The 21,680-nt window shown below is 64.5% G+C and carries 24 protein-coding genes; 15 read left to right on the forward strand and 9 right to left on the reverse strand.

Going from position 1 to position 21,680, the window contains the following annotated elements:
* Position 1: 1 nt before the first annotated feature.
* Positions 2–598 carry a TetR family transcriptional regulator gene (locus tag VFZ97_05650; GenBank protein ID HEX6392905.1) on the reverse strand — a complete coding sequence of 199 codons (597 nt, stop codon included), beginning with the start codon at positions 596–598 and terminating at the stop codon, positions 2–4.
* A 127-nt stretch (positions 599–725) separates the two neighbouring features.
* On the opposite strand from VFZ97_05650, the gene VFZ97_05655 reads away from it, so the two are divergent.
* The 3 genes from VFZ97_05655 to VFZ97_05665 all read left to right on the forward strand — a co-directional run bounded on the left by VFZ97_05655 (position 726) and on the right by VFZ97_05665 (position 4,119).
* Positions 726–2,219, forward strand: a complete 1,494-nt coding sequence (locus VFZ97_05655; protein HEX6392906.1) for an MFS transporter — start codon at positions 726–728, stop codon at positions 2,217–2,219.
* A gap of 82 nt (positions 2,220–2,301) precedes the next feature.
* Positions 2,302–3,051, forward strand: coding sequence for a VOC family protein (locus VFZ97_05660; GenBank protein ID HEX6392907.1), 750 nt, complete (start codon positions 2,302–2,304; stop codon positions 3,049–3,051).
* Positions 3,052–3,702: 651 nt separating this feature from the next.
* Positions 3,703–4,119, forward strand: coding sequence for a nuclear transport factor 2 family protein (locus VFZ97_05665; GenBank protein ID HEX6392908.1), 417 nt, complete (start codon positions 3,703–3,705; stop codon positions 4,117–4,119).
* A 31-nt stretch (positions 4,120–4,150) separates the two neighbouring features.
* On the opposite strand, the gene VFZ97_05670 is transcribed toward VFZ97_05665, so the two are convergent.
* Entirely contained in the window at positions 4,151–4,345 is a 195-nt protein-coding gene (locus VFZ97_05670; protein HEX6392909.1) for a DUF1059 domain-containing protein, read from the reverse strand.
* Positions 4,346–4,446: 101 nt separating this feature from the next.
* Here VFZ97_05670 and VFZ97_05675 point away from each other — a divergent pair, with 101 nt between their 5' ends.
* Positions 4,447–5,037 carry a hypothetical protein gene (locus VFZ97_05675; protein HEX6392910.1) on the forward strand — a complete coding sequence of 197 codons (591 nt, stop codon included), beginning with the start codon at positions 4,447–4,449 and terminating at the stop codon, positions 5,035–5,037.
* Here the strand turns inward: VFZ97_05675 and VFZ97_05680 are convergent.
* The 3 genes from VFZ97_05680 to VFZ97_05690 form a co-directional block, all read right to left on the reverse strand.
* Positions 5,015–5,785, reverse strand: a complete 771-nt coding sequence (locus VFZ97_05680) for a VOC family protein (GenBank protein HEX6392911.1) — start codon at positions 5,783–5,785, stop codon at positions 5,015–5,017. The genes VFZ97_05675 and VFZ97_05680 overlap by 23 nt on opposite strands.
* A 180-nt stretch (positions 5,786–5,965) precedes the next feature.
* Positions 5,966–6,373, reverse strand: a complete 408-nt coding sequence (locus VFZ97_05685; GenBank protein HEX6392912.1) for a PaaI family thioesterase — start codon at positions 6,371–6,373, stop codon at positions 5,966–5,968.
* Positions 6,366–6,719 carry a TfoX/Sxy family protein gene (locus VFZ97_05690; protein ID HEX6392913.1) on the reverse strand — a complete coding sequence of 118 codons (354 nt, stop codon included), beginning with the start codon at positions 6,717–6,719 and terminating at the stop codon, positions 6,366–6,368. Before VFZ97_05690 ends, VFZ97_05685 begins: the two co-directional genes overlap by 8 nt.
* A gap of 56 nt (positions 6,720–6,775) precedes the next feature.
* Between VFZ97_05690 and VFZ97_05695 the strand changes: the two genes are divergently transcribed.
* From VFZ97_05695 to VFZ97_05715, 5 genes are all read left to right on the forward strand, one after another.
* On the forward strand, positions 6,776–8,149 hold the full coding sequence (locus tag VFZ97_05695) for an FAD-dependent oxidoreductase (GenBank protein ID HEX6392914.1): 1,374 nt from the start codon (positions 6,776–6,778) through the stop codon (positions 8,147–8,149).
* A 59-nt stretch (positions 8,150–8,208) separates the two neighbouring features.
* Complete coding sequence (locus VFZ97_05700; GenBank protein HEX6392915.1) at positions 8,209–8,913, forward strand: DsbA family oxidoreductase; 705 nt, start codon at positions 8,209–8,211, stop codon at positions 8,911–8,913.
* Positions 8,886–9,923 carry a Gfo/Idh/MocA family oxidoreductase gene (locus VFZ97_05705; protein HEX6392916.1) on the forward strand — a complete coding sequence of 346 codons (1,038 nt, stop codon included), beginning with the start codon at positions 8,886–8,888 and terminating at the stop codon, positions 9,921–9,923. Before VFZ97_05700 ends, VFZ97_05705 begins: the two co-directional genes overlap by 28 nt.
* Positions 9,924–9,975: 52 nt before the next feature.
* On the forward strand, positions 9,976–10,452 hold the full coding sequence (locus VFZ97_05710; protein ID HEX6392917.1) for a pyridoxamine 5'-phosphate oxidase family protein: 477 nt from the start codon (positions 9,976–9,978) through the stop codon (positions 10,450–10,452).
* Positions 10,453–10,537: 85 nt separating this feature from the next.
* Positions 10,538–11,506, forward strand: a complete 969-nt coding sequence (locus VFZ97_05715) for a zinc-binding alcohol dehydrogenase family protein (protein HEX6392918.1) — start codon at positions 10,538–10,540, stop codon at positions 11,504–11,506.
* On the opposite strand, the gene VFZ97_05720 is transcribed toward VFZ97_05715, so the two are convergent.
* From VFZ97_05720 to VFZ97_05730, 3 genes are read right to left on the reverse strand one after another with little or no spacing between them, the layout of a single operon-like run.
* Positions 11,496–12,314 carry an alpha/beta hydrolase gene (locus tag VFZ97_05720; protein HEX6392919.1) on the reverse strand — a complete coding sequence of 273 codons (819 nt, stop codon included), beginning with the start codon at positions 12,312–12,314 and terminating at the stop codon, positions 11,496–11,498. The two genes, VFZ97_05715 and VFZ97_05720, sit on opposite strands and share 11 nt — an antisense overlap.
* Before the next feature lie 10 nt (positions 12,315–12,324).
* Positions 12,325–12,738 carry a TIGR03668 family PPOX class F420-dependent oxidoreductase gene (locus VFZ97_05725; GenBank protein HEX6392920.1) on the reverse strand — a complete coding sequence of 138 codons (414 nt, stop codon included), beginning with the start codon at positions 12,736–12,738 and terminating at the stop codon, positions 12,325–12,327.
* 14 nt (positions 12,739–12,752) lie between these two features.
* Positions 12,753–13,544 carry an SDR family oxidoreductase gene (locus VFZ97_05730; GenBank protein ID HEX6392921.1) on the reverse strand — a complete coding sequence of 264 codons (792 nt, stop codon included), beginning with the start codon at positions 13,542–13,544 and terminating at the stop codon, positions 12,753–12,755.
* Positions 13,545–13,582: 38 nt separating this feature from the next.
* On the opposite strand from VFZ97_05730, the gene VFZ97_05735 reads away from it, so the two are divergent.
* The 4 genes from VFZ97_05735 to VFZ97_05750 are packed head-to-tail and all read left to right on the forward strand — an operon-like array spanning position 13,583 to position 18,908.
* A complete protein-coding gene (locus VFZ97_05735) occupies positions 13,583–14,371 on the forward strand; it encodes a class I SAM-dependent methyltransferase (GenBank protein ID HEX6392922.1) in 789 nt (262 codons plus the stop codon).
* A 3-nt stretch (positions 14,372–14,374) separates the two neighbouring features.
* The gene (locus VFZ97_05740) at positions 14,375–15,556 is read left to right on the forward strand and encodes a glycosyltransferase 87 family protein (protein HEX6392923.1); all 1,182 of its coding nucleotides are present in this window, start codon (positions 14,375–14,377) and stop codon (positions 15,554–15,556) included.
* 53 nt (positions 15,557–15,609) lie between these two features.
* Positions 15,610–16,371: an ABC transporter ATP-binding protein gene (locus VFZ97_05745; protein HEX6392924.1), complete on the forward strand. Its 762-nt coding sequence runs from the start codon at positions 15,610–15,612 to the stop codon at positions 16,369–16,371.
* Positions 16,371–18,908, forward strand: a complete 2,538-nt coding sequence (locus VFZ97_05750) for an FtsX-like permease family protein (protein ID HEX6392925.1) — start codon at positions 16,371–16,373, stop codon at positions 18,906–18,908. Before VFZ97_05745 ends, VFZ97_05750 begins: the two co-directional genes overlap by 1 nt.
* A 30-nt stretch (positions 18,909–18,938) precedes the next feature.
* Here VFZ97_05750 and VFZ97_05755 read toward each other — a convergent pair whose 3' ends face one another.
* Complete coding sequence (locus VFZ97_05755; protein HEX6392926.1) at positions 18,939–19,790, reverse strand: aldo/keto reductase; 852 nt, start codon at positions 19,788–19,790, stop codon at positions 18,939–18,941.
* A 126-nt stretch (positions 19,791–19,916) separates the two neighbouring features.
* Between VFZ97_05755 and VFZ97_05760 the strand changes: the two genes are divergently transcribed.
* Positions 19,917–20,795: an ABC transporter ATP-binding protein gene (locus VFZ97_05760; protein ID HEX6392927.1), complete on the forward strand. Its 879-nt coding sequence runs from the start codon at positions 19,917–19,919 to the stop codon at positions 20,793–20,795.
* On the forward strand, positions 20,792–21,652 hold the full coding sequence (locus tag VFZ97_05765) for an ABC transporter permease (protein HEX6392928.1): 861 nt from the start codon (positions 20,792–20,794) through the stop codon (positions 21,650–21,652). The genes VFZ97_05760 and VFZ97_05765 overlap by 4 nt, the downstream gene beginning before the upstream one ends.
* Positions 21,653–21,680 lie beyond the last annotated feature (28 nt).

Raw genomic sequence — 21,680 nt, forward strand, 5'->3', positions numbered from 1 at the left:
ATCAGGCGGTCGGAGTGTGCAGTCCGTCCAGGATCATGTTGAGCAGCCGGCCGCCTTGGTCGGCCTCGAGGGTGCCGTTCATGCACATCGGGGACACCAGCTGCATGAGATCCTCCCCATTGATGTCGGTCCGGGCAACACCCGCCTCTTGGGCGCGCTTCACGACGCGCTCGCAAGCGGCAATAATCCGCTCGCGCGAGGCCGGCTTCAGATCCGGATTCTTTTCGAACGCCTCGTGCAGCTCGTTGAGGAACGTTCGCTTGGCGCGCCCGTAGTCGACATAAGCGCGTAACCACGCTTCGAGGGCCTCCCACGGCTCGAGCTCCGTCATCCCCCGATCGGCAGAGCCAACCAGGGTGTCGACGTCGTCGCGATAAACGGCTTCGACGATGTCGATCCGCCTGGGGAAATGTCGGTATAGGGTCCCGACCCCGACTGCGGCCTGCTTGGCGATCGATTCCATGGATGCGCCGCCGCCCTGGTCGGCGAACACCTTGCGGGCCGCGTCGACCAGGCGCTCGTAGTTCCGGCGGGCATCGGCACGAAGGGGGCGGTCGCTGACGCTGCCTTCCGCCTGATTGTCGTGCTCGCCGGCCATCGCCGAAATACCTCCCCTCGAAACGCTGTTGTCCAAAAGGACTTGCTAAGCGGAGGCACCCTCCGTATACTAAGTGGAGGAAGCTTCCGCTTTGCCTCTCAGGATACCAGCGGAAAGGTCGTAGTCAATGGTCCAGCTGTTAAGTCCCCGGCGCCGCCCGGACGGGTGGCGCCCGAATCCTTCGGTGGTCCTCGCCGTCATCCTCACCGCCCAGATGATGGTCGTGCTTGACGCGACTATCGTCAACGTCGCTTTACCCCATATACAGCGCAGCCTCGGTTTCTCGAGCTCAGCGTTGTCGTGGGTGCTGAACGCATACGTCTTGACCTTCGGAGGGCTCCTGCTGCTGGGTGCACGCGCGGGCGACCTCCTCGGCCGTCGCCGGACTTTCATCACCGGCATCGCGCTCTTTTCGGTGAGCTCGCTAGTGGGAGGTCTGGCCACCTCGGGGTGGTTGCTGCTCGCCGCCCGCGCGGCCCAGGGCGTCGGAGGTGCTCTTGCCGCTCCAGCTGCGCTCGCCCTGCTAACGGTCGTCTTCCCAGAGGGGCCTCAACGGGTCAAGGCGATCGGGCTCTTCACCACCGTTTCAGCCGCTGGCGCGGCCACGGGTTTGGTCGCTGGCGGCCTGCTCACCGAGTGGGCGTCGTGGCGGTGGGTCATGTTCGTGAACGTCCCGATCGGCTTGGCGGTCATTGCCACCGGTCTGTGGGTTCTGACCGAGACCGATCGCCGTCGCGGACGGTTCGACCTCGCCGGTGCGATCACTTCCACCGCAGGAATGACCGGAATCGTTCTCGGCCTGGTCGAGGCCGGCACATCCGGCTGGAGCTCGCCCATCACGGTCGGCTCGCTCGCGATCGGTGTCGCTCTCGTGTCGCTTTTCATCAGGATCGAAAGAAACGCCGAGGAGCCGATCCTTCCGCTTCGGATCCTGGCCGATCCGACCCGCGCGTCCGCTAACGCAGCCCGCGGCCTCGGCTACGCGGGGATGTACGGCATGATCTTCTTCCTCACCCAGTTCCTGCAGGACGTCCAGCATCATTCGGCGCTGGTCACCGGGCTCGGTTTCCTGCCGGCTCCGGCGTCGGTGTTCCTGTCGTCGCAGCTGACCAGCAAGGTGTTGGTCAGGCGGGTACAACCGAAGGTCCTGATGCTTTCAGGCTCGCTTCTTTCGGCGCTCGGGCTGATTCTGCTGACACAACTGCACGCCGGCACTCCCTACATTCAGCTGCTGCCGAGCTTCATCCTCACCGGGTGGGGTATGGGCCTGTCGTTCGTCAGCCTCACTACTGCCGGTTTGCACGGGGTCGAGCCCGCGGATGCCGGTGCTGCGTCGGGTGTCATCAACGTTGCGCAGCAGGTCGGTGCGGCGCTGGGGCTCGCCGTGCTGGTCTCGATATTTGACGGTGTCACAAGCGCCGGCAAGTCCGGAGGATTGGCACAAGCGGGAGTGCATTCAGTAGCCACGGCGTCGCTCATCCACGGGCTTGACTTCACCCTCGGCATCGCTGCTGCATTCGCGGTCGCTGCGCTGGTGGTCGTCGCCGGGTTCGTTCGTACCGGCCCACCCGAGAGGGTGCCGCTTCCCGAGCCGGAGCTCGAGATGGTGGAGGCAGCTTAAGGGGAGGGGCGACCCTTGCGTTGCCGCCGCAGCCGGTCCAGAGTGGAGCGCGAATGCTCTTCCGACCGATAAGGAGAAAAAAATGCCGGATGTATCGCGGTACGAGCACGGCGTTCCAAGCTGGGTCGACATCGGGTTACCCGATCTCGCTGCGGGTGTTCGGTTCTACAAGGACCTGTTCGGCTGGGATGCCCAGGACATGGGTGAGGAAACCGGCCATTACACCATCGCCTCCAAGAACGGAAAACAGGTCGCCGCTCTGAGCACCGCCCAAGACCCCGGACCGCCGAGATGGACCACCTACATCAACGTCGACGACGTCGATGACGTGGTCAAGAAGGCGGAGTCCGCCGGGGGGAACGTAATCGTCGCTCCGATGGACGTCATGTCCGCCGGACGCATGGCGATATTCGCCGACACGACCGGCGCGGTGATAGCGGTGTGGCAACCCCGTGACCACAAAGGGGCAGAACTGGTCAACGAGCCGGGTGCCTTCACGTGGAGCGAACTGTCGACGTCTGACCCCGCCAAGTCGAAGGCGTTCTACTCAGAGGTGTTCGCCTGGACGTGGGGAGGCAGTGACGAGTACGCCGAAGCTCAGGTGAGCGGCCGGACCATCGGCGGCGTAATGCCCCGGTCGCCCGAAATCCCCGCCGAGGTTCCGGACAACTGGCTCGTCTACTTCGGTTCGGAAGATGTTGACTCTCAGGCCAAGAAAGCCTCGGGGATGGGGGCAACTGTCCTGGTTGAACCGACCGACATCCCTAATACCGGAAGATTCGCGGTTCTTCTGGATCCGCAGGGAGCTGCTTTCGCTCTCTTCAAGGGTTAGCCACAGACTGGAAGCGAAGGCTAGGTCGGCGAAACTTCTCGCCGACCTACGCCTCGCCCGATCTAAGCCTTCGCGGACTTCTTGATCGCCCTACGGCGGGTGCCCGACGTGCGAGTCCTCGAACTGCTGGTGGATCTGGTGCTTCGACGGCGAGTGGTCACCGTGCTTGGAGCCGTCTCACGACCAGGAAGCGTCTGATCGTCAACGGCAACGCCCTCACCTAGGAGTCCCTTGAGAGCCCGGAGCGTCGCACCTTTTCCTCTCGGTTCGCTGAACACTTTCGACGTGAGCAAGGGTGTTCCACTCGACCCGATGAGGGTGATTTTGCTACCACCTTTGGTTTCTGTAACTACGAGCTTCGGTTCTGCCACGTAAGACTCCTAGATGCGGGGGAAGTTGGCGATCAACAGTGTAGAGCGAAGTTCCTTGAAATAAGCAATCGCGCATCGATCGCGCGCGTCGTTATCGCGCGCTGGTGTCGTTTTGATCGCTTGTCGATCGTGAACTTCGTGATGAGACTCGGTGTGATCGGTTCGTACGTTTCGATGAACGGGGCTTGGCTACCGAAACCTGTCCGTTCGTATGGAGATGTCCTCATGACCGCGCCAGGTCGGTAGCGTCGCTCGAGTGCTTCGAGAAATGGGGGTATTCATGGAGACTTCTGACGAAATCCGGACCGCGCTGGAATCTCTGATCGAAACGTTCGGGTCCCCCGCCATGGGCAAGTCCTTCCTGGAGACGATCTCGACTGAGCCTGGAACACTCGTGATCGGTACCGACCCTGACGAGTGGTGGGACGACCTAGATCGCATCAAGGCGGTGATGACCGCGCAAAGCGACGAACTTCAGGGGATGTCCGTCAAGCTCGAGCATGCCGAAGGATGGGTCGAACGCGACGTCGGGTGGGGAGCCGGCAAGATGCAGATCGCGCTCCCAGGCGAAACCCCGGTCACGACGCGGATCACCGCAGTCTTCACGCGGAGGCCGGACGGCTGGAAGATGGCTCAGGCTCACGCTTCTATGGGGGTCAGCAACAAGGAAGCGCTCGGCAAGGACCTCACGACCTGAATTCGCCGGCGACCCCCTCGCGCCGCGAGGTTCAGGCCGGCGAAGGCACCTCGTCCTTCAGGTGCTCCTTCAGCCAGGCCCGCACCTCTTCGGTGTCCTGGTGCCCGTGCATATCGACGGCGTGCTGCAACGCCGCTCTCATTACCTCGTCCTCTTCCCCCGCGATGGTCAGCGTGCATCCGCTCTCGCTGGGGAAGTCCCTACAGTCGGCTACCTTCCTCGGCATGTTCCCTCCTACATAGGACTGGCGCGAGGGTAGGCCCCGCCCGGTCGAACGCCCGAGAAAAATCTCCGACCGTTCAGTCCCGTTCCGGCAATGCTTATGAGATGGCACACATCGGAAGTGCGGACTTGGCAGCCGGGCTGGATCACATCCGGCTGTCACCTGCCGACGTCGGGACGGTCGAGCTGATCGTGTGCCGCCCGGCAGTCGACGAACGGCAGGTCCTTGGGCAGGGCACCCTGGATCTGAAGTTGGGACTCGTCGGTGACAACTGGAGCGTAAAGCCGACGACCTCCACACCGGACGAATCGCCAAACCCGGACGGTCAGCTGACTCTCATGAACTCGCGGGCTATCGCGCTCATCGCCGGCCACCCGGACCGCTGGGCCCTCGCCGGCGACCAGTTGTACGTCGACTTCGACCTCAGCGAGGTCTCACTCCCGGCCGGGACTCGGCTGTCGATCGGGGACGCGGTGATCGAGATCACTCCTAAGCCGCACCGGGGTTGCGCCAAGTTCTCCGCTCGGTTCGGGCGGGACGCTCTGCGTTTCGTCAATACCGGCCCTGGGATCGAACTCAACCTGCGAGGTCGCAACGCCCGAGTGATCACCGCCGGCACGGTGCGGCCCGGCGAAACACTGAGGCGAGTGCCGACAGCCGGTCTCGATCAGGTCAGGGACCGTAATCAGGCGTAGGCGTTGAGAGCAGCCCGGTGTGTGGGTTCCGCCGGGTGATGCAGTAGGGGAGCCCAGCAGGGTCGATCATGCAGGTCCAGTCCGCGAACTCCTCGAGCAAGAACGCGCCCAGTCGCAGGTGGTCGTCCACGAGAAGCTTGACATCGTCGCACGCGATGTCGAGATGTGACCGCGCCGGCCCGTCGCTGTCCTCGCGGCGCTGAAGCAGCAGACGTAGTGGCGACCACGCCGGCCTGATGAGGAACTTGAACTCCGGGTGCGATGACGACGACTGCAAGACCCAACCGGTAAGACCTGACCAAAATGCGCACTCCTCGTCGAACCCATCTTCAGGTACGTCGATGCACAACTGGTCGACGATCGACACGGCCCCTTCGGGCGACATGAGAGCGCCTGGTCGGATCGACTCCCCGTGATGGTTGACGACGCAGGCGACCATCCCGGCGGGGGAGCGGATCAGCGGCGGTCCCCCGGGAGGATGTTCGACGTGAGCGCCCATCGCGTGCGCACGGCGTACGAAGCCTTCTACGTCGTCGACGTGCAAATCGAGGTGGCTGCCACCACAATCGCCGACCCTCTGCACCCGCAGGTATGCATCCCCACCGGGTGGTAGCAGGGTGGCGAACTCCTTGTGATCACCCCGAGCCGACGAGAGCTTGGTGCCGGTCGTCTCCATCCAGAACTCGACTGCGTTATCGAATGGATCCGCTGGCCGGTCAATGAACGCGGTCATCCATCGGATAGTCATGCGCGCGAGGCTACGCCCCTCCGAGACCAACCCGGAACACTCCTCCGGGACCGATGACCAGCGAGGCCCACGTACGTCATACAAGATGGAAAACCCCAGGTAGAAGGACAGAAATGGCCGACGGAGCTTGAGAAGACGTTCACAGCGAAGCCGAGTAGGCCGAGCTAACCGGCGGCGGCGCTAACGAGGCTGGAGCACCAGCTGCGACTGGGTGACGCGCGCGACCAGGTTGGCGTGATGGTCTCTGAGATCGGTTTCGACCACGATGACCGTCCGTCCGACGTGCAGCGGCTTGGATGTGGACTCCACGAATCCCTCGCGCACCGCACGGAGGAAGTTGGTCTTGGACTCGATTGTCGTAGTCCCGCCCGCCCCCTCCGGCAGGTTCATGAAGGCACAGGCGGCTCCGGTCGTGTCTGCGAGGGCCATGAGAACTCCGCCGTGGAGCATTCCGCCGGTTGTGCAGAGCCCATCGGACCAGTTGAGCCGAGCCTTGACCAACTCGGGTTCGGTGGTCTGGAATGAGATGCCCAGCGTCTTTGCGAGCGGAATGGCTGACTCGAATCCTGCCCCGTCCCAGTCAGCCACTACGTTTCGCCTTGGTCTTGGGAGGTAACGAACCGGCGTAGTCGACCCCGAGCTTGACCCATTTGCCGAGCTGCCGTTGGGTGCTCACGTGCTCGTCGGCGACTCGAAGCCAGCCGTCCATCGCCCGTCCACGCATGACCGCGGTTTTGGCATCCGACTTGCCTACGATCGACTGGGACTTTGAAGGATGGACGCGCACGAGCACCCCTCCCTGCCCGCTCGCCGCGATCGCCATGTTCCCTCCAATCAGGAACGCCAAGCCGCCGAACATCTTCTGCTCGGTGACGTCGGGGTGTGCCCCGATCAGTTCCCGAATCCGATTGGCGAGCAGTTCGTCGTAGGCCACCGGGTTGACTATAGGGTCTGCTGTTTTCTCGAATCGCCACAGGTTGGGGGAGGGTGATGTCCGACGACCGTATCGAAGCCGACGTTTGCGTCGTCGGTGCGGGCTACGCGGGGTTGACCGCGGCACGGCAGTTACAGGCCGGGGGTTTGTCGGTTGCGGTGCTCGAAGCGCGTGATCGGGTCGGCGGCCGTATATGGACGCAGGCGCTACCGGGGGCTGGGGTCATCGACCGGGGCGGTGCGTGGCTCGCCCCTGGCCACGAGGCAATCTTCAGACTTGCCAACGAGTTGGGGGTGTCGACCTACAAGACCTGGGTGAAGGGGGCCCACCTTCTCGTGGACGGGGACCGGAATCGTCGTTACACCGGTCTCATCCCCAAGATCAGCCCCCTCGCCGTGCTGAGCATCGCCCTGGCCCAAACCAAGGTCGACCGTGTTGCCAAACGGGTCCCAGCCGACGCACCCTGGACGGCTGACCGCGCCGCCGAGTGGGATGCTCGGACCGTGGCGGACTGGGCCGAGCACTCCGGCGTTCGCAGGGGCATCGGATTCGACCTGTTCGAGATGGCTGTTCGCGGCCTTTTCGCAACCGACCTGGAAGAGGTTTCCTACCTACATCTGCTTCAACTCGTCAGCGCTCACAAGAGCATCAGCAAGCTCTTCTCGATAGAAGGCGGCGCGCAGGAGAACATGGTTCACGGTGGGGCTGGTTCGATAGCCCAGCGAATCGCGGATCGCCTCGGGGACGCGGTGAAGCTGGGGGTACCCGTCCGGGCAATCACCCAGAACGGCGGCGGCGCGGCAGTTGATGGCGATGGTTTGTCGGTTCGGTGCCGAGACGTGGTTGTTGCGACACCGCCGGCGCTGACGCTGAAGATCGCATTCGATCCTGCCCTCCCCGCCGACCGAGCGACTCTGTACAAGAGCGCCGTCGCTGGTGTCGAGACGAAGACCCTCGTTGTGTACGACACCGCGTTCTGGCGCGACGAGGGGTTCAGTGGGCAGAGCGCGGGGCCGGGATCCGCGGCAGAGGTAACCCTCGATGCTTCGCCGCCGTCCGGATCGCCGGGGGTGCTTGCTTCGTTCACCTTCGGTCCCGTTGCCAAGAGGGTCGACGCGATGGAAAGCGGGGAACGGAGGCGATCAGTTCTCGACGCGCTCATCCGGCGGTTCGGACCGAAATCTGCCGCGCCTTCCGAGTTCGTCGAAACGGCATGGTGGAACGAAGAGTGGTCCAGGGGATGCTCCATGGCGCACCTTCCCCCGGGTGTCCTCACCAGCCATGGGTACCTGCTGCGCGAGCCTTTCGGAAGGATCCACTGGGCCGGCACGGAGACAGCGGGCACCAGCCACGGAGCCATCGACGGCGCCGTCCGTTCCGGGGAACGCGCCGCTTCGGAGATCGTCGAGAGCACCGTCCGCAATGGTTAACCCGGCGTCATCGCAGGCCCTTACGGAACAGGGTTCGACGATTCGGCGTTGTTGCAGCCATGCTGGTAGAGATCTGGTCAGACGCTGTGTGCCCCTGGTGCTACATAGGCAAGCGACGGTTCGAGACTGCGCTCGGGGAATTCGAGCACAGGGAGGAAGTCGAAGTCCGCTGGCGGAGCTACGAGCTCGACCCTCGCGCCCCTTTCCGGCGCTCCGGGAACATGGCGGAGCACCTGGCGAGGAAGTATGGGATGACAGTCGAGCAGGCCGGCGCTCGCATCGAGAGCATGAACCGGCTGGCCGCAGATGAAGGCCTCGAGTACGACCTTGCGCGGACGCCGGGCGGGAACACGTTCGACGCCCACAGGCTGATACATCTTGGTTACGAAAGAAATCCCGAAACCGGCGCGGCAGTCAAGGAGGCTCTCCTGAAGGCGTACTTCATCAACCTGGAACCGATCAGCGAGCCGGAAGTGCTCCAGCGAATCGCCGAGTCTGTGGGCCTTGATGCCGGCGAGGTGAGGGATCTGCTCGGCTCCGACAGCCTCTCGACGGAAGTCCGCGCGGACGAGGCAGACGCGGCGGAGCTGGGTTGCACCGGGGTTCCCTTCTTCGTGATCGACCGGGCGTTTGCGATTCACGGAGCCCAGGATCCCGGCACGTTCCTCGCAACGCTGAGGAGAGCCTGGTCGCGATCTCACCCCGTCGAAGTGGTACCGGCTCCGGGGGGCTCAGCGTGCAGCGAAGACGGCTGCGCGATATGAGCACGGAGGGGTCCCGGACGATTCGCATCGGGTGCCTGGGAGCAGCTCGCATCGCTCCCGCAGCGTTGATCCGGCCTGCTCGCAATTGCGCCGGTGTGGAGGTGACGGCAGTCGCCGCTCGTGAAAAGGGGCGAGCGGAGGCGTTCGCGTCGAAGCATGGAGTGCCTCGCGTGTACGGCTCGTATCGAGAGCTGGTGGAGGCTGACGACGTGGACGCCGTGTACGTGCCCCTGCCCAACGGCCTGCACGCCGAGTGGGCTATCGCGGCAATCGAGGCCGGCAAGCACGTCCTGTGCGAAAAACCGTTCACGGCTAACGCCGGCGAAGCCGAACGGGTGCGGGATATCGCCCGGCGGTCCGACCGAGTGGTGATGGAAGCGTTTCATTGGCGCTACCACCCGCTCGCGCAACGGATGCTCGACGTGATCTCGTCTGGCGACCTGGGACGTCTCACCCGGATCGAAGCGGCGCTCGTCTTCCCGCTCCCGAGATGGTCCGACATCCGGTGGCAGCTCGGCCTTGCCGGTGGCTCGCTCATGGATGCCGGCTGCTACCCCGTGCACATAGTCCGGACTCTGGCCGGTACCGAACCCAGGGTCTCCTCGGCACGGGCCAAGGTGCGTACACCCCAGGTCGACCGCTGGATTCGCGCCGAGCTCGATTTCGGCGGCGGCGCTTCCGGGCTGGTAACCGCGGGAATGTGGGCTTCCCCGGTCTTCAGGGCACAGGCGACCGTGCGCGGCACGGCGGGAACCATGACCGTAATCAACCCCCTTGCCCCTCAGTTCTTCAATCTCCTGACGGTCAAGGCCAAGGGACAGACGCGCCGTGCGCGGGTTCGCGGGCAGGCGACCTACGACTATCAGATGCAAGCCTTTGCCGATGCGGTCCGAGACGGGAAGCCGTTCCCCACAGGTCCGGACGACGGTGTCGCCAACATGCGGGCGATCGACGCCATCTACGAGGCTGCCGGGCTCGAACCTCGCCGGGGAAGCACCGACCCGTACTGACTCGGCGGGTGCGAGCTCATCGCGCGGCGACGATTCAGCAATACTTGCAGGCGTGGCTGAACGCGATCTGCTTCGGATGACCAATCTCGAGATCGCCGACCACCTCGAAGAGGGCCACCGGGCGCAAATCGCCACGTACAACTCTGACGGCTCGATCCATCTGGTGCCGATGGCCTACGTGATCTACGAGGACAGGGTCACCTTGTGGACGGATCCCGGATCCCGGAAGGTGAACAACCTGCGGGCAGACCCGCGGCTGACCTGTCTCGTCGAACTAGGCGAGGATTTCCGGTCGTTCCGGGCGGTGCAACTGGTAGGAACCGGTTCCCTCATCACCGATTTCGAAGCTTCTCGGAAGGTGGGCGAAGCTCTCTTCTCCCGCACGATGGGGACTTTGAGTGACGACATCCGCGCGTATGTGGCCTCGCTTGCCGCGGACCGCGTCGGCGTCGCGGTCCAGCCTTCGGTCGTTGTTTCGTGGGACCATCGCAAACTTGACGACGTCCGCCCGGACCAGATCGGCACCTAGAAGTCGCTGGCAGTCTTAGTCCGCGACTCGATTTCGACGGTCGCCCTGCCTGACCCGTCGAACGATTGGTGTTAGAAACTCGGCCGTGAAGGCAGCCGTCTACTACTCCACGGGAGCACCCGACGTCTTTCGCTACGAAGATGTCCTTGACCCGGTGCCAGGACAATCGGACCTCCTCCTGCGAGTCGAGGCGGTGAGCATCGAGGGCGGCGACACCCTCAACCGCCTGCACGGAGAAATGGCGACGGTTCCGCACATCGTGGGATATCAGTGTGCCGGGACGGTTCTCGACGTCGGATCGGCCGCAGAGGGGTTCGCGGTGGGCGATCGTGTCGTCACCGTAGGCCTCAACGGGTCGCACGCGGAGCTTCGCGCGGTTCCCGCGACCTTCGCGTGGAGGCTGCCGGATGGCTTGTCGACCGAAGAAGGAGCGTGCGTGCCGGTCCCGTTCGGGACCGCGGACGACTGCCTTTTCGAGTTCGGCCACCTGGCCGGCGGCGAGACTGCGCTGATCCACGCCGGCGCCAGCGGCGTAGGGATCGCTGCGATCCAGCTCGCCAAGCGTGCCGGTGCGAGGGTTCTCGCTACCGCCTCGAGCGACGAAAAGCTCGACCGTCTCAAGCCGCTCGGGCTCGACGAGGGCATCAACTACGTCAGTTCCGACTTTGTCGCAGAGGCCCGCCGGATCACCGACGGTCGAGGCGTCGACGTGATCGTCGACTCTGTGGGCGGCAAGACCCTCCAGGACAGCTTGCACGCGCTCGCGTACCGGGGTCGGTGCGTAAGCGTCGGAGATGCCGGACGATCGGCGGTGGAGAGCCTCGACGTCTCCAATATGCGGCCCAACAACCAGACACTGTCGGGCTACTTCCTCGGGGCGGAGCTGTTTCTGTCGCCGCGCGCACACGCTCTTATCGCTCGACTGCTCGATCGGATCGCGAGCGGAGAGCTGAGGGTGGTGGTCGACCGAACCTATCCGCTATCCGAAGCCGCGGAGGCGCACGCTTACATCGAGAGCCGGCAGTCCTTCGGTCGGGTGGTGCTCATCCCCTGAGGACGTGGGCCGAAATCAATTCGACGATTCGGTCCCAATGCTGCGGCGGGTAGTCGTGGCCCATTCCTTCGATGACCTCGAAACGAGCGCCCAGTATCACTGCGGCGGTCCTGCGACCGAACTCGATCGGCACCAGGCGGTCGGCATCGCCGTGAATCACCAGCGTCGGAACGGTCAACGACGCGAGCGCTTCTTCCCGCGACCCGGATGAGGCGACCGCGATCGCCTGGCGCTGCCGGCCCCCCGGATCCCAGCAGCGATCGAACGCCGCGTACGCGTCCGCGGTGATCCGGTCGACGTCAAGGCATGCCGGGCTTCCCCAGGCCTTGAGGCTGGCGAGATGCCGCTCTGCCGCCTCCTCGCGGGTGGTGGCCGGCGGCGCTGTAAACGCTGCGACGACGTCGGGGTCGCGTTCTCCGGTAAGCGGCCCCGGCGCCGACATGACGGACGTCATCGTGAGGATCCGAGCCGGATTGCGGATGGCCATGGCTTGCACGATCATCCCGCCCATCGACCAGCCGGCGATGTGCGCAGCTGGAGCCCCCACCGAGTCGAGCACGGCGAATGCGTCCTCGGCCATGTCCTCGACCGTGTACGTCGCGCCATCACTGAGGTGGGTCGACAGCCCCACGTCGCGGTTGTCGAATCGGATGACTCGAATGCCCCTGGCCGCCAGCTTCTCGCACAGTTCCTCTTTGAAGTTGATGCACTGGCTCCCCAACCCGTTCACCAGCAGCAGGACAGGGTCGTCGTCGGAACCGAAGGTCTCGTAGTAGAGGGTTATCTCACCGTTGACCGTGGTGGGCATACCGGAAGTTCTAGCAGGCCGACCACCCGCTCCAACGGCTCACTTCGACCAAAACCACCGGCCCCGTCGGCCGGCGCCCCTCGTACTGCCGGTAGCGAGCGACTAGCAGGTCCAACGCGTGCTCGGACGATACCGACCCGGGCTCGAGAAGCGTCGCGACGCCATCTGCGCGGGCCCACCAGAGCCGGTCCCAATCCTCGTCGTACTCGTCGACGAGGACAGTCACGCGGGGATTGTCTGCGATGTTCGCCAGGCGCCGTAGTTCGGCTCGCCGCTTCGGCTTGTGGTCGACGGCGCTGACGAGGCCGTCACCTTCGAGTGCGAAGACGATCGGTATCAGATGCGGACGACCGGCTTCATCTGCCGTCGCCATGTGCGCCACCCTGGCTTCGATGAATCTCCTTCGTGCCTGTTCGCCGGTCAAGCCGAGCAGCCCGGTCAGTCGTTCTTGGCGGTCATCCCGCCGTCGACCACGAACACGACGCCGTTCATGTAGCTGCTCGCGGGCAGGCAGAGTGAGAGGGTGGCGTGAGCGACCTCCTCCGGCTCGCCGTAGCGCCGGGCAGGGATCTTGCGCCGGGCGAACTTCTCCTTGGCCTCCTCGGGGATCATCTCGGTCATGCCTGTGCGGATCGGACCAGGGCAGACTGCGTTGACAGTTACCCCAGCCGACCCGAGTTCGACGGCCAGCGCGCGGGTCAGGCCGATCACCCCGTGCTTGGCGGCGACATAAGGGCTGTTGTACCGGCTGGCGCCGATCCCTTCGGTGGAGGCTATGTTGACGACGCGTCCTGCCGAGTTGCGCGCCAGGTAGGGGAGACACGCGCGTATGAGCCTCTGGTGGGCGGTGAGATTGACGGCAAGAGTCGCGGACCACGCCGCCTCGTACTCCGCATCGTTCCCGTCGAATCGAGCGAGGAGCGCGATGCCCGCGTTGTTCACCAGAATGTCGATCGGGCCCAGCGTCGCGACGACGTCGTCGACGACATGGGTTATGTCGTCGGCGTGAGCCACGTCCACTTCCCAGGCCGTGGCAGATCCTTCTCCGTGAGCCTGGTTTATGGTTGCGGCGACCGATTTCGAACCTTCGCCGTCGCGGTCGAGGACCGCCACCTTCGCTCCCTCGTCGGCGAACAAGAAGGCCGTCGCCATGCCCATTCCCGAGGCAGCCCCGGTGACTACCGCTACCTTGTCTTGTACCGATCGAGAGAGCCGGGTCAGAGGGGCCACGGCGTCCGAGTATAGAAATCGCGACCTTAGGAGTGATCGTGCACAGGGGACGGGCATCGGAGACGGCACGACGGGTGGCGGCGCAGCGCCTGACGTTTCCACGTCGAGAAACGGACTACGGGGACCCCACTGCCGACGAGCGGCTCGCAAGGGACGTGGCCGCTGGGATCGATGCCACAGACTCCCCACTCCGTGCCTACCTGCAGGCGCGCACCCAGTTCTTCGACACGGTCGTCGTGGAGTCGATCGCACGAGGGATCAAGCAGATCGTCGTCGGAGCTGCCGGGTACGACGGTAGGGCCTGGCGGTACCGCAAGCCGGACGTTGCATGGTTCGAGGTAGACCATCCATCCACTCAGCGCGACAAGTTGGATCGACTTGAAGCTCTCGGCATCGACAGCGCCGAAGTGCGGTTCATCGGCGCCGACTTCGCGGTCGATCCACTAGCCGTTCCGCTGAAGCACGCGGGGCTCGATCCGAATCAGGCGACCCTCTTCCTGCTGGAGGGGGTCGCGGTGTATCTCGAGGGCGCGACATTGGAGGCGGTGCTGCGGGAATTCAGCGATCTCGCCGGACCCGGAAGCGTCCTTGCAATCAGCCTGTCGGTGTCTTCTGAATCACCTGACACCGGCGAGCGCCGCCGGCAGTTCCAAGCGGCCGTCGCCAGGATGGGCGAGCCGGCCCGCAGCACGATAGAGCAGGACCAGGTCGGCGCTTTGCTTTCGAGGACCGGATGGCGGCTTTCGGACCGCGTCGCTCCTGACGACGCCACGCAAGCGCGGCGTGCCGCCGCGGGTCTCGTGGTCGCTGTGCCGCGTGGAGGTTGAACCGTGGAAGCTCGGATTGCCCGGGACAGAGCCCGAGTCTTCACCATTCGCGGCGGCGTCCTGCTCGCGTTACTAGCGGCTCCCTTGCTCATTCTCCACGTTGGCTCCGCCGACCTGGATGTGTACCGCCACGGCGCGTCCGTTCTGCTTCACGGGCAGTCGCTCTATGCGCCGAGCTTCGCCACTGGCAACCGTGGACACCTGCCGTTCACCTACCCGCCCTTCGCGAGCATCGCCGCCCTCCCGCTGCTTCCCTTACCCGAGGGATTGACCGCGGTCCTTTGGGCCACGGCGACGATCCTGATGCTCTTCTGGTGCGTGCGCGTGTCGTTCCAGAGGCTGCTTGATCGGGAGCCATCTCGTGCGGATTGGATCGTCGCAATTCTGACTGCGGCCTTCCTGGTCACCCGGCCGGTGTACGACCACCTGGCCGATGGTCAGGTGGACATCTTTCTGATGACGCTGTGCCTCGCCGACACCCTGGCGGCTCGTCCTCGGTGGCCGCGCGGCCTGCTCGTCGGCCTCGCTACAGCGATCAAGCTGGTGCCGGGGATATTCATTCCTTACCTTTGGGTGACCGGCCGCAGGAAGGCCGCCGCGTTCGCCGCCGCAGTGTTTGTCGCGTGCGAAGCAATAGCCGCTTTCGCGGATCTTGGCGACTCACACCGCTACTGGACTCACCTGCTCTTTGATACCGAACGACCGGGGCGCACCGCGGGATACAAAAATCAGTCCCTTCGCGGAATTCTCCTGCGCGTGCTCGCTCCTCAAGGCCGTCCGATCCTGCTTGCCGCGGCGGCTGCGGTCATCGTTGTCCTTGGGCTGAGTCGTGCACGCAGGGCGACGTCAAGTGGCGATGCGGTCGCCGGAGCAACACTCGCCGGATTGACCGGTGTTCTGGCGTCGCCGGTTTCGTGGATACACGCGACCGTCTGGATCATTCCCGCCCTCGGAGCTCTAGTCGGCGGGCTCCACAACCGCGTCCGCAACATCGTCGCCGTGGTCATCGCTGCGGTGCTGTTCGCGAGCCTGCCCTACCTCCCCAACCTCGTTCACGGTCTTCCGCGCGCCGCCGTCGTCCTCTTGCAGCGATCGTTCGGTCTGATCTGCCTCTTGTTGGTCGTCTCGCTGCCCGTTCTGCGTGCCCCTCCCCCGCGAGCCGACCCGAACGTCGCCCCGATCTAGACGCCTCGACAAATAGGACTGACCCCGGTTGCCCGGTCGGACAGACTGGCCGGGTGCAACCCTCCGGTTCAACGACGAATGCCCTCGCCGGCATCGCCGCCGCTCGAGCAGCGGCGGCGGTGAAGATCTACGGCCGCGGAGAGACAGCCGTCCGGGCGCTCGACTCGATAGACGTTTCGTTCGAGTCGGGCCGGTTCTCGGCCATCATGGGCCCGTCCGGTTCAGGCAAATCAACCCTTATGCACTGTCTGGCGGGTTTGGACCGGCTCACGAGCGGTGAAGTCTTCATCGGCGACACCAACCTCGAGAGCCTCGACGACCGGGAACTCACCACCCTAAGAAGGGACAGGGTCGGGTTCATCTTCCAGACCTTCAACCTGGTACCGACGCTCAACGCCCTCGAGAACATGACCCTGCCCCTCGACCTCGCCGGCAAGAAGATCGATCCTGCGTGGATCGACTGGGTTGTCGACACCCTTGGCATCCGCGATCGCCTGAGGCACAAGCCGCTCGAGCTGTCTGGAGGCCAACAGCAGCGGGTCGCAGTCGGCCGGGCCCTCATGAGCCGTCCAGCGATCATCTTCGGGGACGAACCGACCGGGAACCTCGATTCACGCGCTAGTGGGGAGGTCCTGCGGCTCCTCAGGAACGCCGTCGAATCGCTGGACCAAACAGTAGTCATCGTCACCCACGACCCGGTTGCTGCGAGCTACGCAAACCGCGTGGTCTTCTTGGGAGACGGGCGGATCGTCGACGAGATGGTCGACCCCACCGCGCAGCGGATCATCGATCACATGAAGCAGGACGGTGGTTGATGTTCCGGGCGACGCTGAAAAGCATCGCCGCCCACAAGCTGCGCCTTGCGCTCACCGCGCTGGCCGTAGTCCTGGGCGTCGCGTTCATGTCGGGAACCTTCGTGCTCACCGACACCATTCGGCACACTTTCAACCAGCTGTTCGCCCAAACCAATGCCGGCATCGACGCCGTCGTTCGCGGAGTCGCCCCGTACGGAACGAAAGCAAACGACAACGGGCCTGATGCCGGGAGCGGCGTTCGAGGACTGACGCCGGAGTCCCTGGTCCAGTCGGTCCGGGCGGTCCCGGGTGTGGCCGTAGCCGACGGCTCGGCTTCGGGGACAGTCACAGCGTTGAACAAGAAGGGCAAGACCTTCACCCATTTCGCTCCCACCATCGCGATCTCCTGGTTCAACGACCGGCAACTCTCGGCCCTGCATCTGACCTCCGGACGCGCACCGGAAGGCCCCGGCGACGTGACGATCGACCGCGGGACGGCAAAGAAGCACCACTTCGAAGTCGGCGACCGAATCACGATCATCGGAAACCAGGGACCTGGCGTGTTCAACATCGTCGGAATCACCAGATTCGGCACCACCGACAACCTGGCCGGCGCCACGCTCCTTTCCTTCGACCTGGCGACTACGCAGCAACTCGTCGGAAAGCCCGGATACGTAGACGAGATCGACGTTGCACGCACGCCCGGGACGAGCAGCGAGCGGCTGGTGACATCGATCGGGGCCACGCTGCCCAAGGGCTACGAGGTGGTCACCGGGGGCCAGGCCGCATCGGAACAAGCGAGCAACGTGACCCAAGGCCTGAGCCAGTTCAACACCATCCTTCTCGTGTTCGCCGCCATCGCCCTCTTCGTCGGCGCGTTCCTCATCTTCAACACGTTCAGCATCCTCGTCGGCCAGCGCACGCGCGAACTGGCCCTGCTTCGAGCTATCGGAGCGAGCCGAGCGCAGATCAACCGGTCCGTCCTCGGCGAGGCGCTCTTCACCGGGTTTGCGGGATCGGTGATCGGGGTTGGGATCGGAGTGCTGCTGGCAGCCGGCCTGTACGCCCTTCTGAACGGGCTCGGCATCAGCCTGCCGCGGTCGGCCCTGCAACTACAGGCGCGCACGGTGATCGTCGGCCTCCTCGTCGGCACCTTCGTAACGCTCATCTCCGCTGTCCTGCCGGCGCTGCGTGCAGGCGGCATTCCGCCGGCCGCTGGATTACGGGAGGACGCAGTCGTCCAGGAGACGTCCCTGCGCCGAAGGGCGATCATCGGCGGCGGCGTGTTGGTCGTCGGGCTGGTGGTGTTGACCGTCGGGCTCTTCGCCAGCGCGGGCATCCTCGCCGTCGGCGTCGGCGCGGGGGTCACTTTCATCGGGGTGGCGATGCTCGCTCCGTTCGTTGCAGGACCGATGGCGCGCGGGCTCGGAAGCCTGCTCGCTTCGACAGGCATCACCGGGAGGCTGAGCCAGGAAAACGCCGCGCGGAACCCGCGCCGCACCGCCGCCACTGCTTCGGCCCTGATGGTCGGGGTTGCCCTGGTCGCCGCAATCGCAACCCTCGCGCAGTCCGCCACCGTGTCGTTCAACGGGCTGTTCGACCGAGCGATCAAAGCCAACTACGTGCTCAGCGGTAGCGGGTTCGCCTTCCTGTCGCCGTCTGTCGAGGACGCAGTGCGCCGCGTCCCCGGAGTTGTCGCGGTGAATCCGGTGCGCAGTGCTCGCTGGCACTTGGGAAAGGTCGGCAAGGACGTCGGCGGAATCGATCCGGTAGCGGGCCCGCAGGTCCTGTCCGTTCAGATGGTAACCGGCTCTTTCGCGGCGGTCGCCCGTGGAGAGGTGCTGATCGACAACAAGGTCGCCAAGAACGACCACTACAAGGTGGGGCAGATCCTGCCGATGGGATTCGCCGCGACGGGCGTCCAGAACGTGGTCATAGGAGGCACGTACAAGACTAACCAGTTTCTCGGCAATTACACGGTCTCCAACCAGTTCCTCGCCGCGAACGTGAACCAGACCCTCGATCAGCTCATCGCGCTCAAGACTGACAGAGTCAACCCGCAGACCACCGGCGCACTGACCGCCGCCGTGAAGGCGTTCGGGAACGTCAAGGTGAAGACGGCAGCTCAGTTCAAGTCAGACCAGAAGAAGCAACTTGGCACGATTCTCGGGGTCGTCTATGCGCTGCTCGGGTTGAGCATCGTTATCGCGCTGGTGGGAGTCGTTAACACCCTTGCTCTTTCGGTGATGGAAAGGACGAGGGAGATCGGCCTCCTCCGAGCGGTCGGGATGCAACGCCGCCAAGTGAAACGGATGATCCGCGGTGAAGCCGTCGTCGTCTCGCTCATCGGAGCCGTGCTCGGGCTGGTGGTAGGGATATGCCTGGGAGCCGCGGTGGTGTCCGCGCTGAGCGCCAGCTTCATCACTACGCTTGCGATCCCGGTCGGCACTGTGATCGTCGTGCTGATTCTGGCTGCCATATTCGGCGTCGGTGCCGCAGTATGGCCCGCGAGGCGTGCTGCCAAGCTTGACGTCCTTACCGCGATCTACACAGTCTGAGGTCTTGCGGTCACTCAGTGACTCAATGACTCAGCGAGTCTTGGCCGCTCTGTCGATTGCGTCGAACTCGTCGTTGGTCAGGTGAACTGAAAGCGCGCCCGCGTTCTCGAGAACGTGTTCCGGCTTCGTCGCTCCCGGTATGGGGATCACATGATCGTCCCGTAGCAAGAGCCAAGCAAGTGCAACCTGGGTTGGGGTCGCTCCATGGGCTTGGCCAACTTCGCTCAGAGTGCCGGCAAGCTTTGAGCCGGCGATAGACCCGCCACTGATCGGCCGATAAGCCACCAGGGCCACGTCCATCTCTCTGCATGCTTCGAGCACGCCGTTGGCCTCAGGCTTTCGTTGAAGCAAGCTGTACTGGACCTGATTCGCTGCCAGCGGAATGTGGTGGTGGCCGAGGGCCTCCGAAGCCTTCCGCATCTGCGCCACGCTGCAGTTGCTGACGCCGACCGCCTTGATCTTCCCTGCCTTGACGGCCTTCGCCATCGGCTGCATCCAGGTGCCGACGCCGCGAGGCGAGAAAGGAAAGTGAAGGTAATAGAGGTCGATCGAGTCGACTCCGAGTCGATCGAGAGTCCTGTCCAGAGCAGAGGTCAGCTGTCCTGGCGTGAGGCGGTAGGGGAAGGGAGCGAACTTGCTCGCCATGACCACCGGCCCGTGCTGGTTGCGCGCGGCTTCGCCGATCGCCCTTTCCGACTTTCCGCTGCTGTACACCTCGGCGGTATCGAAGAATCCGATCCCTTCAGCGAGCGCTGCGTTGTAAGCGGCTTGCAAACGGGCCTGATCGACATTCCCGCTACCCCAGCGGTTGGTTCCGACTCCGAGCGCAGGAACGGATATGCCCGATCTACCGAGCGGTCGAGTCGTGCTCGAGATCTCCACGCCGGCCGAGGTTAGCTCGACCCCTTAAATCGTTTTGACCCGTCCCGAACGCCCGGTAGCGTCGTCAGCCGTGATCGTCTGAGCCCCTTTGCGAGTACCCGGGCACGTGCCGAAGAGCCAGCACCCGTGCCTGCGCGTCCGCGACCAGAGCTACAGGGCCAAACCTCAAACGACGGGGAGGAGATGATGCACGCCAGCTACCCGCTGTCGGTGAGCGGGATCAACAAGGTTTTCCGGCCGGGAAGGCTGTCGAGGCTGAAGGGCAAGCGGCCTCATCACGCGCTCCGTGACATCTCCTTCCAGGTCGAGCCGGGAGAGATCTACGGCATCATCGGAGCGAACGGATCAGGAAAATCGACGCTCATCCGGATCCTGAGCACGTTGCTCCTGCCGGACGACGGCGAGGTTCGCGTCTTCGGTCACGACGCGGTTCGTGAACCGCTGGCGGTCCGGCCGCTGATCAACCGTGTTTCGGCCGACCCTTCGTTCTTCAGGCCGATGAGCGCCATTGAGAATCTCCAGTTCTTCGGGCGCGTTTACGGAGTGCCCGGCTCGGACATACGCCGGGACTGCGAGCAGATCCTGGCCAGGTTGCACCTCGAGCCTGACAAGTCACGGGAGGCGATGCTGCACCTGTCCCGCGGTCAGCAGCAGAAGGTAGCGGTCGCACGCGCGTTCCTGACCAGGCCCCGTTTGATGCTGCTGGATGAGCCGACGACAGGTTTGGACCCGCGGAGCAAGCGGGACGTACAGGGATTCGTTACCGAGGTTCGGCGGGAGGATGGAGTCACCGTTCTGCTGACCACCCACGACATGGACGAGGCCGAGCTGCTTTGCGACAGGATCGGGTTTCTCGCAGGCGGGCGACTCGTCGCCGAGGGTACGCCTCTCGAGCTGCGAAAGCAGGTCTCGGCCGGTCGCAGCCTTGACGAGGTCGACATGGAGACGGTGTTCATGGAGCTGACCGGCCGCAGCATCGAGGAGGACGAGGAGGAGGGCGAATGACTGCAATCAGCACTGCGCCGCACGCGGCGACGCTGCGAACACCCAGGCGGATCGCGCTCGGTTGGGCGTTCGTCGAGCGCCAGACCAACCTGTGGAAGCGCTACTGGGCCTGGGAGATCGTGTGGTTGGTGTACGGCGTCGTCAATACGCTCGCGGTGACGTTCATCGCGCAGGAGGCAGGTCGCACCGGCGCGGTCAGCGCAAGCGAAGTGCGCCGGCTCACGCTGTTCCTCCTGATCGGGACACTCGTGTGGGCCTACCTGTCAGCGGTCCTCGACGACATGAGCCTGGTCATCACCTGGGAACGGTGGGAGGGAACCATCGAGCACACCTTGATGGCGCCGGTCCCGCGCCTGTGGCACCTGCTCGGGATGTCCGCCTTCGGTGTGCTTCACGCGGTGATCCGGACCGCCGCGATCATGGCCTGCTCGTTGCCGTTCTTCACGGTGGATCTCGGCCACGCTTCGTGGTCTGCCGCGGTCATGGTTCTCGCGGTGGGAAGCATCAGCCTGGTCGGGCTCGGCATATTGGCGGGCATCCTGCCGCTGCTCTACCCGGAGCGGGGAGTCCAGATGTCATTCATGGTCCAGGCGCTGGTCCTGCTCATCTCCGGCGTCTACTACTCGGTCGACATCCTCCCCGGATGGCTGAGAACGGTGTCGCATCTGTCCCCGGCGACGTACCTGCTCCGGGGAATCCGGGCAGCGTTGATCGACGGGCACGGCTTGAGCTCGCAGGGAGAGACGCTCGCCGTACTCGGGCTGTTCGGCGTGGTGATCGTCCCCCTCTCCCTCGCCGGATTCTCGGCTGCCGAGCATTGGGCCAAGAAGACGGGCCGGCTGAAGCGACAGGGCTGAAGCCACAGGGTTGAAACGGGAGGGCTAA

The organism is Acidimicrobiales bacterium, assembly GCA_036378675.1.
Classification (GTDB): domain Bacteria; phylum Actinomycetota; class Acidimicrobiia; order Acidimicrobiales; family Palsa-688; genus DASUWA01.